The organism is Actinophytocola sediminis (assembly GCF_054779715.1).
Genome location: NZ_BAAGXS010000073.1, coordinates 24,472 through 39,980, shown reverse-complemented (window position 1 = coordinate 39,980; position 15,509 = coordinate 24,472). Strand labels below are relative to the sequence as shown.

The window sequence follows — 15,509 nt, the reverse complement described above, 5'->3', positions numbered from 1 at the left end:
GCAGGCCCTTGGCCTCAGCCGCCGACGTAGGCGGCCAGGTGTTCACCGGTGAGCGTCGAGCGGCCGGCCACCAGATCGGCCGGCGTGCCCTCGAACACGACCTGACCACCGTCGTGACCGGCGCCGGGGCCGAGGTCGATGATCCAGTCCGCGTGTGCCATGACCGCCTGGTGGTGCTCGATCACGATGACCGACTTGCCGGCGTCGACCAGCCGGTCGAGCAGGCCGAGCAGGTGCTCGACATCGGCCAGGTGCAGCCCGGTCGTCGGCTCGTCCAGGATGTACACGCCGCCCTTGTCTCCCATGTGGGTAGCCAACTTCAGCCGCTGGCGCTCACCACCGGACAGGGTGGTCAGCGGCTGGCCGAGGCTGAGATAACCGAGCCCGACATCCGCCAGCCGATCGAGCACCGCGTGCGCGGCGGGCGTGCGCGCCTCCCCCGCGCCGAAGAACTCCTCGGCCTCGCTCACCGACATCGCGAGCACCTCGCTGATGTCCCGGCCACCCAGGTGGTACTCCAACACCGCCGGCTGGAACCGCTTCCCGTCGCACTCCTCGCACGTGGTGGCCACGCTGGCCATCACCGACAGGTCGACGTAGGTCACCCCGGCGCCGTTGCAGTTGGGGCACGCGCCCTCGGAGTTCGCGCTGAACAACGCCGGCTTCACGCCGTTGGTCTTGGCGAACGCCTTGCGGATCGGCTCGAGCAGACCGGTGTAGGTCGCCGGGTTGCTGCGCCGCGAGCCGCGGATCGGCGTCTGGTCCACCGACACCACGCCCTCCTCGGCCGGGATCGAGCCGTGGATCAGGGAACTCTTGCCGGAGCCGGCGACGCCGGTCACCACGCAGAGCACCCCCAACGGCACGTCGACGTCCACATCCCGCAGGTTGTGCCGGTTCGCGCCACGGATCTCCAGCACACCGGTCGGCTCGCGGACCTCCGGTTTGAGGGCGGCACGGTCGTCGAAGTGCTTGCCGGTCAGGGTTCCGCTGGCACGCAGTCCGTCGACCGACCCCTCGAAGCAGACCGTCCCGCCCGCGGTGCCGGCCCCCGGCCCGAGGTCGACGACGTGGTCGGCGATCACGATCGTCTCCGGCTTGTGCTCCACCACGAGCACGGTGTTCCCCTTGTCCCGCAACCGAAGCAGCAGGTTGTTCATCCGCTGGATGTCGTGCGGGTGCAGGCCGATCGTCGGCTCGTCGAACACATAGGTGACATCGGTCAGGCTGGAGCCGAGGTGGCGGATCATCTTGACCCGCTGCGCCTCGCCACCCGACAGCGTGCCGGCCGGCCGGTCGAGCGAAAGGTAGCCGAGGCCGATCTCCACAAAGGACTCGAGGGTGTGGTGCAGCTTCTCCAGCAACGGCGCGACCGCCGGCTTCCTGCGGCCACCGACCCACTTGGCCAGATCGCTGATCTGCATCGCGCACGCCTCGGCGATGTTGACCCCGTCGATCTTCGACGACCGCGCGCCCTCGCTGAGCCGGGTGCCGTCGCACTCGGGACAGGTGGTGAAGGTGACCGCACGGTCGACGAACGCCCGGATGTGCGGCTGCATCGCCTCCCGGTCCTTGGCCAGGAACGACTTCTGGATCTTCGGGATCAGCCCCTCGTAGGTGAGGTTGACGCCTTCGATCTTCACCTTGACCGGCTCGTGGTAGAGGAAGTTGTTCAGTTCCTTCTTGGTGTACTTGCGAATCGGCTTGTTCGGGTCGACCAGGCCGGACTCGGCGTACACCCGTACCGTCCAGAAACTGTCCGACTTCCAGCCGGGAATGGTGAACGCGCCGTCGGCGATCGACTTGGAGTCGTCGTAGAGCTGGGTGAGGTCGAGGTCGGACACCGTGCCCCGGCCCTCGCACCTCGGGCACATGCCGCCGGTGATGCTGAAGCTGCGGCGCTCCTTCACCGTCTGCCCGTTGCGCTCCATCTTGACCGCACCCGCCCCGCTGATCGAGGCGACGTTGAAGGAGAACGCCTGCGGCGAGCCGATATGCGGCTGCCCGAGCCGGCTGAAGAGGATGCGCAGCATCGCGTTCGCGTCGGTTGCCGTGCCGACCGTGGATCGGACATCGGCCCCCATCCGTTGCTGGTCAACGAGAATCGCCGTGGTCAGCCCGTCGAGCACGTCGACCTCTGGCCGCGCGAGGGTGGGCATGAAGCCCTGGACGAAGCTGCTGTACGTCTCGTTGATCATCCGCTGCGACTCGGCGGCGACCGTGTCGAACACCAGAGAACTCTTGCCAGAGCCGGAAACCCCGGTGAACACCGTCAGCCGGCGTTTCGGGATCTCGATGCTGACGTCCCTGAGGTTGTTCACCCGCGCGCCGTGCACGCGGATCAGGTCGTGGCTGTCGGCAGCGTGTTGTTGCGCGACCTTCTTCGTGGCCCTGCTCATCGGTTCTCCATCAGCTACTCCGGCTCAGCGCAGTTCCTGGATGCGGACCATGTTCCCCGAGGGGTCGCGGAAGGCGCTGTCCCGGATGCCGTACGGCTGCTCGGTCGGCTCCTGGACCACCTCGGCCCCGCTGGCCTGCAGCTTCTCGAAGGTGGCGTCGAGGTCCTTGGTGGCCAGGTTGATGCCGCCGTAGGTGCCCTTGGCCATCATCTCGGTGATGGTGGCGCGTTCCTCCTCGGTGATGCCGGGATCCGCGCCGGGCGGGGTCAGCACGATGGCGACCTCCGGCTGGCCGGGCGGGCCGACGGTGAGCCAGCGCATGCCGTTGTAGCCGACGTCCTGACGGAGTTCGAAGCCGAGGATGTCGCGGTAGAAGCGCAACGAGGCTTCCGGGTCGTCGTGGGGCAGGTAACTCTCGCGAATGGTGATGTCCATGGAGGTCACACTAGGTGCGGATCGAGAACCGGCGCTTCTCGATTCCTGATCGGTCTGGTCACCTGTTTGGCGACACACGGCGGTATCCCGACCGTCGCGCCGGTCGCCTCGCGCCGGTAGGCGCTGGGCGGCATGCCGACCAGCTCGGTGAAGCGGGTGCTGAAGGTGCCGAGCGAGGAGCAGCCGACCTCGAAGCACACCTCGGTGACGCTGAGGTCACCTCGACGCAGGAGGGCCATCGCCCGCTCTATCCGCCGGGTCATCAGGTAGCCGTACGGTGACTCACCGTAGGCGCGCCGGAACTGGCGGCTGAGATGCCCCGCCGACATGTTCACCCCACGGGCGAGTGCCTCGACGTCCAGCGGTCGCGCGTACTCCCGGTCGATCCGGTCGCGCACGCGGCGTAGCCGGGCGAGATCGCTCAGGCGCTCCGCCGCCACGGGTCTACTGGTCACGCCTGCGATGGTGCCACACGCCAGGACCAGCGGGAACGGCCCGCGGCACGCCGTCGGGCCCAACCGGTGCCGGCTCGGCGGGAGCGTTGGACTCGCGTGTCGGGAGCGTTGGACTCGCGAGGGTGTCCGCGTGTCGCCGCGGTGCTTGGCATGATGGGTGGATGGATCTCTGGCTGCGGCGGTACGACCGGCGACCCGATGCCGAGCATGTCGTGGTGTGTTTCCCCCACGCAGGCGGTCCGGCCACCCAGTTCCGGGCGCTGTCGGCCGCGCTGCCGGCGTCGGTCGAGTTGTTCTCGGCGCAGTACCCCGGCCGGCAGGACCGGCTGCGGGAACCGCTGATCGACGACGTGGTGACGTTGGCCGAACGGCTGGCACCGCTGGTGGCCGGGCTGGGGAACCGGCCGCTGGCACTGTTCGGGCACAGCCTCGGCGGGAGCGTCGCGTTCGAGGTGGCGCGCCGGCTCGCGGGCGGGTCGCCGGTGGCGCTGTTCGTCTCGGCCAGGCGACCGCCGTCGAGCCCGAGTGTCAAACGCAACCACCTGGCAACCGACGCGGACCTGATCAGGATCGTGAAAGCGTTGGGCGGCCCGGGTTCCATGCTGCTCGACGACCCCGACTTCGCCGAGATGGCCCTGCCAGTGATCCGCAGCGACTACCGGGCCGCCGAGCTGTACCAGTGCGCGCCGGCAGCCGTGGTCGACGCTCCCGTGGTGGCCGTGGTCGGCGACGCCGACCCGGAGGTGGACGCCGACCTCGCTCGCGGCTGGGCCGCGCACACCAGCGGCGAGTTCACGCTGAAGGTGTTGGCGGGCAACCACTTCTACCTCGACCAGCACATCCCGACGCTGGCCGGGATGCTGACCGACCAGTTGGTCGCCGCGAAGGCCTGACGCCCCGCACCCCTGAGCTCTGACCCGCCGGTCGCCGGCGTTGGTGTCGAGCCACCCGATCAAGTCAAGAATATTTGACACGAGGTCAGTTCCGCTTTACATTTGCCGTGTCAAAGTTGCTTTACATCGAGCTGGGGCGGACATGACACTCGAAGAGAAGAACTCGTGGATCATGGCGACGGTCTCGTTAGCCGGCTACGTCGTCTACCTGGTCATCGTGCTCAGCCGTGCCGGTGAGACACCGCTGGCGGAGGTGCCCTACGTGGCGCCGATGCTGTGGTCGGTTGGCGCGGCGATCGTGGTGACGATCGTGCTCAGCATCGCGGCCACCGCCGTCACCGCGCCCGACGACCGCCGCAAGGACGTGCGGGACCGGGAGATCTACCGGTTCGGCGAGTCCATCGGCCAGTCGTTCGTGGTCATCGGCGGGGTCGCGGCGTTGGTCATGGCGATGACCGAGGTGGGCTACTTCTGGATCGCCAACACGGTCTACCTGATGTTCGCGCTCTCCTCGATCCTCAGCTCGGTGGCCAAGATCTTCGCCTACCGCAAGGGATTCCACCCGTGGTGAAGCCGACAAGGGTGTCCAACTCGATCCGCGCACTGCGCTTCGCCGCCGGCGAGATGACCCAGGCGCAGCTCGCCGAACGGGTCGGCGTCACCCGGCAGACGATCATCGCGATCGAACAGGGCAGGTACTCGCCATCGCTGGAGATGGCCTTCCAGATCGCCCGGGTGTTCGCGGTGCCCATCGACGACGTTTTCCAGTACCCGGACGGAGAAAGCAGATGAAGGCGATCGTGCAGGACAGTTATGGCGAGACCGAGGTCCTGTCCATGGCCGAGGTGCCAGACCCCACGCCGGCCAGGGGCGAGGTGCTCGTGCGGGTGCACGCGGCCGGGGTCGACCCCGGCGTGTGGCACTTCATGGCCGGGCTGCCGTACCCGATCCGCGCGGCCATCGGGCTGCGCGCGCCCAGGATCCGGGTGCGCGGGCGCGACGTCGCCGGCGAGGTGGTGGCGGTCGGGCCGGAGGTGACCGAGTTCGCGCCGGGTGACGCGGTGTTCGGCGCCACCACCCACGGCTCCTACGCCGAGTTGGCGCGGGTGCCGGTGCGCACCTGCGTGGCCAAGCCGGCGAACCTGAGCTACACCCAGGCGGCCGCGCTCCCGGTCTCCGGCCTCACCGCGCTGCAGGCGGTCGGCGACCTGGTCCGGCCGGGGCACACCGTGGCGGTCCTCGGCGCGGGCGGCGGTGTCGGCTCGTACGCGGTGCAGCTGGCCGCCGCGCGCGGTGGGGAGGTCACCGGGGTGTGCAGCGCGGGCAAGCACGACCTGGTGCGCTCGATCGGCGCGACGCACGTGGTCGACTACACCACCACCTCCCTGGCCGACAGCGGCCGCTACGACCTGGTCATCGACACCGCGGGCCTGCGCACGCTGGCCGAGCTGCGCCGCGCGCTCACCCCGGCGGGCACCCTGGTGATCGTCGGCGGCGAGGGCGGCGGCCGGTGGTCGGCCGGCCTCGGGCGCGGCCTGGTCGCGGCCCTGCGCTCGCCGTTCACCCGCCAGCGGCTGACCGCCATGTTCTCCAAAGAGACCAAGGAAGGCCTGACCCGGCTGGCGCGGCTGACCGAGGCCGGTGAGCTGACCCCGGTCATCGACCGGACCTTCCCGCTCGCGGAGACCCCGGCGGCCATCCGCTATCTGATGGCCGGGCACGCCCGCGGCAAGGTCGTGGTCAGCGTCCTCGCGGACTGAGCACGAACAGGCGTTCGAATTATCCCCAGCGTCATCCACAGCTGTGGACAACTCTCCCCCCGCCGGGTGAACTACATAATGGCGCACATGACCGGCCGGTTCGTCGTCCAGCGCCATCGCGCCCGTCGCCTGCAATACGACCTGCGCCTGGAGTTGGGCGGGGTGCTGGTGAGCTGGGCGGTGCCCAAGGGTCCGACGCTGGACCCGAAGGTGCGCTCGCTGGCCGTGCACGTCGACGACCACGACCTGGACCACTTCGACTTCGAGGGCCGGATCGCCAAGGGCAGGCCGGGCGGCGGGGACGTGATCGTGTGGGACTGGGGCACCTGGCGGCACGCCGGCGACGACGATCCGGCCGCGGCACTGGCCGCCGGCGAACTGCACTTCGACCTGGCCGGCGAGAAGCTCGCCGGCCGGTTCGTGCTCATCAACACCACCCGGGGCGGCGCCAACGACTGGTTGCTCGTGCACAAGAACGACGAACACGCCCGCCCCGGCTGGAACCCGGAGGACCATCCCCGGTCGGTCAAGTCGGGGCTGACCAACGACGAGGTTTAGTCACCCCGCCTGTTGCGCGGCCGCCGGCCTGCCGGTGCAATGAAACGCATGACACCACGCGGTATCGCCACGGTGCTGCTGCTCGTGGCGGCCACCGTGCTGGCCGGCGCACCCGCGACCGCCGCCAGGTCCTCGCTGCTGGTCGCGACCGACACCGGGCTGGTGCGCGGCGCGGCCGACGGCGAGGTGCGCTGGCGACCGTGCAGAGCGACTTCGGCACCGCGCTGTCCACCTGCTCGCACGTGGACGCCTACCGGCGCCTCGCCGACGCCGGGATGCCGGTCTACGCCTACCAGTTCGCCGATCGCACCGCGCCGCCGCTGGTCGACGCCCCGGACTTCGACGAGGGCGCGGCGCACGCCAGCGAGCTGACGTTCCTGTGGCCCGGCCTGCTCGGCTCGCTCACCGAGCGACAGCAACGACTCGCCGACACCATGGTCGCCTACTGGACCGCCTTCGCCCACCGGGGAACGCCGAGCGTCCAGGGGGCGCCGCGCTGGCCGGCGTACGACCGGGCCGCGCGAACCCTGTCGCTGGATCTCGGCGAGCACGGCGTCCACCTCAAGGATGTCTCGCTGGCGAGCAACTGCGCGTGGTGGACGAACCCGACCGTCCACTAGAGACGACCCGGGGCCACACCGGCGGTGGCCCCGGGTCCCCTCTCCGCCGGCCCTCAGCCGACCCGGTTGGCGGCTCTGGCGAACGCGGCCCGCGCCCACCAGAACCCGCCAACGGTGATCACCACACACCAGCCGATCGCCAGCCAGCCGCTGTTGCCGATCCCGGTGCCCATCAGCAGTCCGCGCAGGGTCTCGATGATCGGGGTGAACGGCTGGTACTCGGCGAACTGGCGCACTCCGGCCGGCATCGAGTCGGTCGGCACGAACCCGCTGCCGAGCAGTGGCAGGAAGGTCACCGGCATCGGCCAGTTGCTCGCCTGCTCCGGACCCTTGGCCACCAGGCCGATCGCGGCGGCCAGCCAGCTCAGCGCGAAGGTCAGCAGGATGAGGATGCCCGCGGCCAGCACCCATTCCACCGGAGTCGCGTCCGGCCGGAAACCCATCAGCAGCGCGACCCCGACGACCGCCACGATGCTCGTCATCGTCTGCAGCACCCCGCCGATGACCTGTCCGGTGAGGATGGACGAGCGGGCGATCGCCATGGTGCGGAAGCGGTTCATCACGCCCTGGGTGGCGTCCATGGACACCGAGATCGCGATGGCGATGCTGCCGGAGGTCGCCGCCATCAGCAGCACGCCGGGCGTGAGGTAGTCGATGTAGCCACCGGGCGACCCGCCGATGCCGGCGCCAAGCGCGGAGCCGAAGACCCCGGCGAACAGCAGCAGCATCAGCACCGGCGTCGCGATCGTGGAGATCGGCAGTGACGGATAGCGTTGCGCGTGCTTGAGGTTGCGCCGCAACATGGTCATCGAGTCGGTCAGGGCATAGGTACTCATCGGGAAACGCTCCGATCGGTCAGTGCGAAGAAGACGTCGTTCAGGTCGGGGGTGTGCACGGCGAGCTCCTCGGCCTCCACGGACACGTCGTCCAGCCGGGCGAGCACGGTGCGCAGCGCGGAGACCCGGCCATCGGTCGGCACCCGCAGCATGAGGTCGCCGTTGTCGCGGTGGACCTCGCCGAGCGCGCGGGCCGCGGCGTCCAGATCGACCTCGTCGGTGAACCGGATGCTGATGTGCCCGCCCGGGATCATCCGCTTGAGCTGGGCCGGGGTGCCCTCGGCGACGATCCGGCAGCCGTTGAGCACGGCGATCCGGTCGGCGAGCTCGTCGGCCTCCTCCAGGTACTGGGTGGTGAGGAAGATCGTCACGCCGCCCGCGACCAGGTCGCGGATGATGGCCCACATCGTCTGCCGGCTGCGCGGGTCCAGGCCGGTGGTCGGCTCGTCGAGGAAGATCACCTCGGGGCTGCCGACCAGCGTCATCGCCAGGTCGAGGCGGCGGCGCATGCCGCCGGAGTAGGTCGTTGGCAGCTTGTCGCCCGCCTCGGTGAGGTCGAAGCGCGCCAGCAGGTCGGTGACCCTGGCCCGGCCGGCGGCCCTGGGCAGATGGTGCAGGTCGGCCATCAGCATCAGGTTCTCCGCGCCGGTGAGCAGGTCGTCGACGGCCGAGAACTGGCCGGTGACGCCGATCCGGGCGCGTACCGCGTCGCCGTCGCCGGTCACGTCGTGGCCGGCGACCGACGCCCGGCCGGCGTCGGCGGCCAGCAGCGTGGAGAGGATGTGCACGGTGGTGGTCTTGCCGGCGCCGTTGGGGCCGAGCAGGGAGAACACGGTGCCCTGCGGCACGTTCAGGTCGATGCCGTCGAGCACTACCTTGTCGCCGTAGGACTTGCGCAGTCCGGTGGCGGAGATCGCGGACATGTCTTACCCCTTGTCGTTGGTGTCCTGTGTGGACCGGCGGACGACGATGTCGCCGGTCTTGGTCCTGGCGCGCACCTCGACGGTGTCGCCGGCCTGCGGGTGGTCGCTGGGGGTCATCGAGTTGACGAACCGGCCGGACACGGCCTGCACGTCCAGCCAGGCCGACGAGCCCTCCCGGATGCCGATCTCCAGGTCGCCCGCGGCGACGTCGAGCTCGACCGTGCCGCGCACGACCTCGTTGATCCGGATGCTGCCGTTGGTCGACTTGGCGAGTACCGCGCTGCCGGCGTGGTCGACGAGCACATCGCCGTTGGTGGCGTTCACCCGCAGGTCGCCGCTGATCGCGCCGATCCTGGTGATGCCGGAGAGGTTCTTCACCACGGCGACGCCGTCGATCTCGGCGAGGCGGACCTCGCCGGTGCCGGTGGTCACCTCGACCCGGCCGGTCGCGTGCAGGACGGTGATCCGGCCGCGGCCGGTGTTCAGCCGCAGCGAGCCGGTCTCGTCGAGGGTGATCGCGCCGTCGAAGGTCTTGACCCGGCAGTCGCCGAGCCGGCCCTCGGTGGTGCAACCGCCGACGATGACGTCGGCGTTCACCGTGGAGCCCGCCGGAAGCTCGACGCACACGTCGAAGCACTCGGACCTGGTGGTGAACAGGCCCCGGCGCGGGCCCTTGATCCGGAGCCGGCCGTCGGCGTAGTCGACCGTGGCCACCTCGGCGGCCCGCACGTCGGAGGCGTTGTCGGGGTCGGTCGGCGCGAGAGTGACGACGGTGTCGGTGCGATCGCCGGCGATCACCGCGACGTTCGCGGCGACCGCCTCCACGGTGACCTCGATGGGCTCCGGCGTGGCGAATTCAGGCATGGCGCTACCCCAAAAGGTGTGGTGTGGGTTGTGGTGCTGGTCAGTGGGGCCGGGTCAGCGGACCCAGCCGGTGTAGCGCTGGCCGCCGGTCCAGCGGGCGCTCTTGGCGGCCGGTGGCGGCTCGCCCTGGGCGAGCGCGGTCATGGCGGCCCGGACGAGCCAGGCGTTGGCCGACATCCCGGCCGCGCTCGCGGCGTCCTCGACGCGGGCCTTGAGGCTTTCCGGGATCCGGAGGTTGAGCCGGGTCATGGCGCTGTCGTCGTCGCCGGGAGCCACCGGTGGCACCGTTGGTGCCACAGTTGGCACCGCGTCGGCGGCCGGCGGTGGGGTGACCACGAACTCGGCGTCCCGGCCGCGCAGCCGCACGTCGACCGAGCCCGGCGCGAGCTCCCGGGTGATCTCCTCCGCGGCCTCGGACAAGGCGGTGAGCAGCGTGAGCCGCACCGCCGAGACCAGCGGGCCGGTGAGCCGTTCGGCCAGCTCACGAGCCTGGTCACCGGCCGCGTCGGCGGCGACCGCGAACTCCTGCCGAAGCGAGTCGACGAAGGGCGTCAAGTCCATGGCACAACTATGGCACACCCATGGCACCCCCGCAACCCAATCTGGCACCAGAGTGGCACCCGTTGGTGCCAAAGTGCAGCGAAGGGTCCCATCGCTGCGCTGACCGCAGTGAAGGGACCCATCGCTGCGGTCGGACGGGGCCGGCGGGGGGCGGGGGCTGGCGGGGGTGGGGTTAGTGGTGGTCGAGGGTGGTTATGCGGTGGGCCAGTTCTACTCGGGAGCGGACGCCGAGTGCGGTGAAGATGTTGCGCAGGTGGTGGTCGACGGTGCGGGGGCTGATCACCAGCCTGCGGGCGATCTCCTTGTTCGTCTCGCCGACGGCCACCAGCCGGGAGATCTCGGCCTGCTGGGGGGTGAGCCCGGCCAGCGTGGCACCGGGCGCCTCGACGGTCTCGCCGGAGGCGCGCAGGCCGGCCTGTGCCCTGGTGGCCCAGTGGTCGGCGCCGGCCGCGCGGAACCCGCGCAGCGCGTCCCGGAACAGCGCCCTGGCGTCGCGGGTGCGGCGGTGACGGCGCAGGCGGTTGGCGTAGCCCAGCTGGGTCCTGGCCAGCTCCATCGCCGCGCCCGCCCGCTGGTGCCTGGCGATCGCGGCGCGGTAGTGGTGCTCGGCCTCGTCCAGGTCGGTGGCGAGCATGGCGTGGCAGCGGCTGGACAGTGCCAGCCAGGCGGCGCTGCCGCCGGCGCGGACCCAGTCGTCGAAGCTGGCGAGCACCGCGACGGCGCGGCCGGGCTGCTCAGCGCGCACGGCGGCCTCGACCCACTGCGGGGTGGCGAGCACCTGGATGGCCTGCTGGGCGCCGCTCACCCCGGCGCCGAGGGCGGCCAGCCGGCCGAGGGCGTCGCCCGGCCGGTCGGCGACCAGGTCGAGGCAGGCGCTGGCCCAGGAGGAGATCGCGCACGGCCGCCCGAGTGCCCGCTCGGCGATCCCCGGCGCCGCGATGTCCAGTTTGGACTGCGCGGTGGCCAGGTCACCGAGCAGCGCGGCGGACAGTGCTTGCAGGGAAAGGTGTTCGGTCCAGGTGTTGCGTTGCGCGCTGGCGACCGAGGCGGTCAGCCCTTCCTCGGCCGCGGCCTGCGCCGCCCGGTGCCGGTCAAGGCCGATAGCCGCGAGCGCCAGGTGCACCAACGCCCACGGCAGCACCGACCTGCGGGACCCGAGCCTGGCCCTGGACACCGCGGCCGACGCGCACTCGTAGGCGTGCTCGACGTCCCCGAGCGCGAACGCGGCCTCGGCCGCCCACACCGCGGCGGCGACGTCGGGCGCCGCCGCACCGAGCGCGACCGCCCGCCGCAACGGTTCGCCTGCCTCGCGATGGCGACCGGCGTAGGTGGCCGCACCTCCGACGAACAACGCCGTCATCATCTCCACCGCGCCACCGCCACCGCCACCGCCGCTGCCCGGCTGGCCGGCGACCGCGCGGCGGGCGAGGCCCCGGTAACCGGCCAGGTCGCCGCTGATCCGGCGGGCCTCACCGGCCAGCAGCCACGCGCGCGCCGCCTCGTCGGGGTCACCGAGGTGCTCGGCGGCGGTCGCCAGCTCGTGCGTGGCGATCGCCGGCTCGCCGTCCCGCAGCTCGATCTCCCCGAGCAGCAACGCACCGCGCGCCCGGTCCGCGCCGGCCGCCCGCGCCCGCGACAACAACGCCCGCGCCGACCCCGGCCGGCCTGCCTGCCAGGCCTGCTCGGCCGCGGCCAGCAACCGCGCCCCCCGGAGTCCGGTATGGACGGTCAACGCCGCCGCCCGGTCCAACAGGCTCGCCGCCGTCGCCGGCTGCGCCTGCGCGGCCGCCGCCGCCAACTCGTCGCCGAGCTCGGGGCTCGGCGTCGCGATGGTCATCGCCAGGTGCCAGCTCGCCAGCGGGCCGGTCAGCACGGCCGCCAGCCGGGTGTGCGCCCGCTGCCGCTCCCCCGGCGTGGCCAGCTGGTACAGCGTGCCGCGCACCAGCTTGCTCGGCAGCCGCACCGACGTGCCGGCGATGCGCAACAGCCCGGCCGCCAACAACTCGTCCACCTCGGCGTGCCCACCGCAGCGCAGCAGCGTGTCCAGCTCCACAGTGGACTCCGCGGCCACGCACACCAACAACTCGCGCGCGCCGGCCGACAGCGCGCCCAGCCGCGCCCGGTAGTCCGCGCACCGCTCCCCCACCAGCACCTCGGGCAACGGCGCCCGGCCGGCCACCTGGTCGGGCGTGAGCGCGGCGGCCAACGACACCAGGTCCAACGGGTTCCCGCCGGACACCTCGGTCAGCACCGCCCGCAGCCCGGCCGGCACCCGCCACTGCCGCAACAACGGCTCGCACGCCTCGTCGGGCAACGGCGACAGCCACATCCTCGGGATCTCCGCCATCGGGTCGTGCCCAGGGCGCACCAACTCCGGCCGGGCGGCGAACACCATCGACACCCGGTGCCCGGCCAGCCGCCGCGCGGCGAAGGCCAGCACGGCCAACGACTCGGTGTCCAGCCACTGCGCGTCGTCCACCCGGCAGCACACCGGCCCGTCGGCCGCGAGCCCGACCAGCAGCCGGTGTACCGCGCAGCGCAGTTGGAACGCGTCGGGCACCCCGCCGAGGCCGACCACCCGGCGCAGCTCGTCGGCCTGGTCGGCCGGCAGGCTGGCGAACCGGTCGGTCAGCGGCGCCAACAACCGGTTCAGCGCGCCGAAGGGCAGGTCACGCTCGGCGGCCATGCCCCGCACCGCCACCTTGGCGTCCACAGTGGACAGCACGGCGGTCTTGCCCATCCCGGCCTCGCCGAGCAGCAGCAGCGCCCCGCCGGCACCGGTCAGCGCGGCCAGCCGGCGCACCTCCACCGCCCGGCCGTGCAGGGCGGGGGTCACGACGTGCCGGCGAGCCGGTCACGCAGTTCGCGCTTGAGCACCTTGCCCGCCGCGGAGATCGGAATCTGGTCGGTGAAGTACACCTCGCGCAGCCGCTTGTAGGCCACCACCCGCTCGTTCACCGCCGCCATCAGGTCGGCCGAGGTCACCGACGGGTCGGCGGGCACCACGAACGCCACCGGCAGCTCGCCGACCGCGGCGTCCGGCTTGCCGACCACCGCGGCCGCGAGCACCGCGGGGTGTTCGGCGAGAATCTCCTCCAGCTCACGTGGGTAGACGTTGTACCCCTTGTACAACAGCATGTCCTTCAATCTGTCCACAATAGACAGATAGCCGTCCTCGTCCAGGATGCCGATGTCCCCGGTGTGCAGCCAGCCGTCCCGCAGCACCTGGTCGGTCGCCTCCGGACGGTTGTGGTAGCCGAGCATCACCTGCGGCCCGCGGATGCACACCTCGCCGCGCTCGCCCGTGGCCACCGGCTCGCCGTCGTCCCCGACCACCCGCACCTCGGTGTCGAAAGTCGGCAGCCCGACCGTGCCCGCCTTGCGCGTGCCGGAGCGGTGGATCGGCCCGAGCGTGGCCCCCATGGTGACCTCGGTCAGCCCGTAGCCCTCGCTGATCACGGCGTTGGGCGCGAGCGCGCGCAGCCTGCGGATCATCTCCACCGGCATCGGCGCCGCGCCGGAGCTGATCACCCGCACCGTCGACAGGTCGGTGGTGTGCACGTCCGGGCACGCCAGCAGCGCGGCGAACAGCGCGGGCGCGCCGCCGATCGTGGTGACCCCCAACCGCTGCGCGTCCGCGAGGTAGGCCATCGGGTCGAGCCGGTCGTGCAGCACGGTGGTGTATCCGGCCAGTACCAACGCGTTCAGCCCGGCGATCGTGCCCATCGCGTGGAACCACGGCGTCAGGTTGATCGCCACCGCGGTGCCCAGCCTGGTCGGCCAGTCCGCCGGATCGCCGACCTGGTCGAGCACCACGCCGCCGTACTCGTCCAGCGCGGGCAGCGACCCGGTGCCCCAACAGATGTACTGCAGGGAGTTGACCACGACGTTGCGGTGGGGCAGCCGCACGCCCTTGGACTCGCCGGTGGTGCCGCCGGTGTAGGCCAGGTGCGCGAGGTCGTCGTACACGTCAACGGCGAGCACCGGCGGCTCGCTCGCGTGCCCGTCACCGATGACCGGCACGTCGGCGGCGGTCACCGTGAGCACCGCGCCGGCGTCGGCGATCTGGCGCGCGGCAACGAGTTCCGGCAGCAGCGGGTTGACCGGCACGAAGGTCGCGCCGGCCAGCAGCGTGCCGTAGTAAGCGACCGGGTACTCCAGGCAGTTCGGCATCCGCAGCGCCACCCGGTCGCCGGCGGCCACGCCCCTGGCGAGCAGTCCGTTGGCGAAGCGGGCCGCCCGTCTGCCCAGTTCGGCGTAGGTCAACTGCTCGCCGGCGCGGGCGAAGGCCACCCGGTCGCCGTAGCGGCGGGCCGAGCCGGCCAGGATCGCGCCGACCGCGACCTCCGGATACACAAGGGATCCGGGGAGTCCCGGGGGCCAGCTCTCGTGGGTCCGGACGGGCATCGGGTCTCCCTCGGTTCAACGGTGAACGCCGGTCCTCCGATGAAACACTAGACCGATGTGTTTCACAAGACCGTCGGCTCCCTCGCCGGCACCCGCGTCTCCACCAGCGCGCCGATCAACGTCGACGCCGCCGCCAGGTCCGGCGCGCGGCCGACCAGGACGTCGGAGTAGAGGAACGCCTCACCGAGCCGGACGATCGCGTAGCACAGGCTTTCCACGCTGACCGCCGGCCGGAACCCGCCGCCGTCGATGTCGCGCCGCAACAACCCGACGTGCGCGGCCATCACCCGGGGCTGCACCCGGCCGTTGGGGTCGGTGAGCACCCGGATGCCGACCGTCGGCTCGTCGTTGAGCAGCTTGCGGAACCCCTGGTTGCCGGCGATGTCCGAGCGGTACTGGCGCATCACCGCGAGGCAGCGCAACTCGCCCGCGGCGTCGCGCACCCGGTCGCCGTTGGCCGCGCGCCAGTCCCGCTCGGCGGCGGCCATCGTGCGGTCGGCCATGTACCAGAGGGCCTCGCCCATCAGGTCCTCGCGGTTGCCGACCCGGCGGAACAGGGTGCTGCGCGAGATGCCGAGGTCAGCCGCGAACGTGCGGGTGTCCAGTCGGGCGCCCCGCCCGATCCAGCGCGCGGCGGCGCGCACGATCTCCTCGGCACTTGTGGTCACAGGCCGAAGCGTACGGCCGGGACCACCGCCGCACCGCCGGCGTCGGCCAGGACTGGCGATTCCACCGATGCGGCGACCACCCGCTCCTTGCCACAGTCGGTTACCGATCGCGTCCGCTGTGTAGCTCGAC

The 15,509-nt window shown here is 71.5% G+C and carries 16 protein-coding genes; 6 read left to right on the top strand and 10 right to left on the bottom strand.

Going from position 1 to position 15,509, the window contains the following annotated elements; genetic code table 11:
- Positions 1–14 precede the first annotated feature (14 nt).
- The 3 genes from ACYVIP_RS33635 to ACYVIP_RS33625 are packed head-to-tail and all read right to left on the bottom strand — an operon-like array spanning position 15 to position 3,289.
- Complete coding sequence (locus tag ACYVIP_RS33635) at positions 15–2,399, bottom strand: ATP-binding cassette domain-containing protein (protein ID WP_460403794.1); 2,385 nt, start codon at positions 2,397–2,399, stop codon at positions 15–17.
- A 24-nt stretch (positions 2,400–2,423) separates the two neighbouring features.
- Positions 2,424–2,834, bottom strand: a complete 411-nt coding sequence (locus ACYVIP_RS33630) for a VOC family protein (protein ID WP_460403792.1) — start codon at positions 2,832–2,834, stop codon at positions 2,424–2,426.
- Positions 2,835–2,839: 5 nt separating this feature from the next.
- Positions 2,840–3,289: a helix-turn-helix transcriptional regulator gene (locus ACYVIP_RS33625; protein ID WP_460403790.1), complete on the bottom strand. Its 450-nt coding sequence runs from the start codon at positions 3,287–3,289 to the stop codon at positions 2,840–2,842.
- Positions 3,290–3,450: 161 nt separating this feature from the next.
- On the opposite strand from ACYVIP_RS33625, the gene ACYVIP_RS33620 reads away from it, so the two are divergent.
- The 6 genes from ACYVIP_RS33620 to ACYVIP_RS33595 all read left to right on the top strand — a co-directional run bounded on the left by ACYVIP_RS33620 (position 3,451) and on the right by ACYVIP_RS33595 (position 7,120).
- The gene (locus tag ACYVIP_RS33620; protein WP_460403788.1) at positions 3,451–4,182 is read left to right on the top strand and encodes a thioesterase II family protein; all 732 of its coding nucleotides are present in this window, start codon (positions 3,451–3,453) and stop codon (positions 4,180–4,182) included.
- A 142-nt stretch (positions 4,183–4,324) separates the two neighbouring features.
- Positions 4,325–4,753, top strand: coding sequence for a hypothetical protein (locus ACYVIP_RS33615; RefSeq protein ID WP_460403786.1), 429 nt, complete (start codon positions 4,325–4,327; stop codon positions 4,751–4,753).
- Positions 4,747–4,974, top strand: coding sequence for a helix-turn-helix transcriptional regulator (locus ACYVIP_RS33610; RefSeq protein WP_460403784.1), 228 nt, complete (start codon positions 4,747–4,749; stop codon positions 4,972–4,974). Before ACYVIP_RS33615 ends, ACYVIP_RS33610 begins: the two co-directional genes overlap by 7 nt.
- Positions 4,971–5,942, top strand: a complete 972-nt coding sequence (locus tag ACYVIP_RS33605) for an NAD(P)-dependent alcohol dehydrogenase (protein ID WP_460403782.1) — start codon at positions 4,971–4,973, stop codon at positions 5,940–5,942. The genes ACYVIP_RS33610 and ACYVIP_RS33605 overlap by 4 nt, the downstream gene beginning before the upstream one ends.
- Before the next feature lie 87 nt (positions 5,943–6,029).
- Positions 6,030–6,500, top strand: coding sequence for a DNA polymerase ligase N-terminal domain-containing protein (locus ACYVIP_RS33600; RefSeq protein ID WP_460403780.1), 471 nt, complete (start codon positions 6,030–6,032; stop codon positions 6,498–6,500).
- Between the two features lie 200 nt (positions 6,501–6,700).
- Positions 6,701–7,120, top strand: coding sequence for a carboxylesterase family protein (locus tag ACYVIP_RS33595; protein WP_460403778.1), 420 nt, complete (start codon positions 6,701–6,703; stop codon positions 7,118–7,120).
- 53 nt (positions 7,121–7,173) lie between these two features.
- Here ACYVIP_RS33595 and ACYVIP_RS33590 read toward each other — a convergent pair whose 3' ends face one another.
- From ACYVIP_RS33590 to ACYVIP_RS33560, 7 genes are all read right to left on the bottom strand, one after another.
- Positions 7,174–7,956 (bottom strand): ABC transporter permease, encoded by a 783-nt coding sequence (locus ACYVIP_RS33590; protein ID WP_460403776.1) that lies wholly within the window; start codon positions 7,954–7,956, stop codon positions 7,174–7,176.
- Positions 7,953–8,879 (bottom strand): ATP-binding cassette domain-containing protein, encoded by a 927-nt coding sequence (locus tag ACYVIP_RS33585; protein ID WP_460403774.1) that lies wholly within the window; start codon positions 8,877–8,879, stop codon positions 7,953–7,955. Before ACYVIP_RS33585 ends, ACYVIP_RS33590 begins: the two co-directional genes overlap by 4 nt.
- 3 nt (positions 8,880–8,882) lie before the next feature.
- Entirely contained in the window at positions 8,883–9,743 is an 861-nt protein-coding gene (locus ACYVIP_RS33580) for a DUF4097 family beta strand repeat-containing protein (RefSeq protein WP_460403772.1), read from the bottom strand.
- Between the two features lie 54 nt (positions 9,744–9,797).
- A complete protein-coding gene (locus tag ACYVIP_RS33575) occupies positions 9,798–10,304 on the bottom strand; it encodes a hypothetical protein (protein WP_460403770.1) in 507 nt (168 codons plus the stop codon).
- Between the two features lie 172 nt (positions 10,305–10,476).
- Positions 10,477–13,140, bottom strand: a complete 2,664-nt coding sequence (locus ACYVIP_RS33570) for a helix-turn-helix transcriptional regulator (protein WP_460403768.1) — start codon at positions 13,138–13,140, stop codon at positions 10,477–10,479.
- The gene (locus tag ACYVIP_RS33565; RefSeq protein ID WP_460403766.1) at positions 13,137–14,711 is read right to left on the bottom strand and encodes a class I adenylate-forming enzyme family protein; all 1,575 of its coding nucleotides are present in this window, start codon (positions 14,709–14,711) and stop codon (positions 13,137–13,139) included. Before ACYVIP_RS33565 ends, ACYVIP_RS33570 begins: the two co-directional genes overlap by 4 nt.
- Before the next feature lie 62 nt (positions 14,712–14,773).
- On the bottom strand, positions 14,774–15,379 hold the full coding sequence (locus ACYVIP_RS33560) for a QsdR family transcriptional regulator (RefSeq protein WP_460403764.1): 606 nt from the start codon (positions 15,377–15,379) through the stop codon (positions 14,774–14,776).
- Between the last annotated feature and the right edge of the window lie 130 nt (positions 15,380–15,509).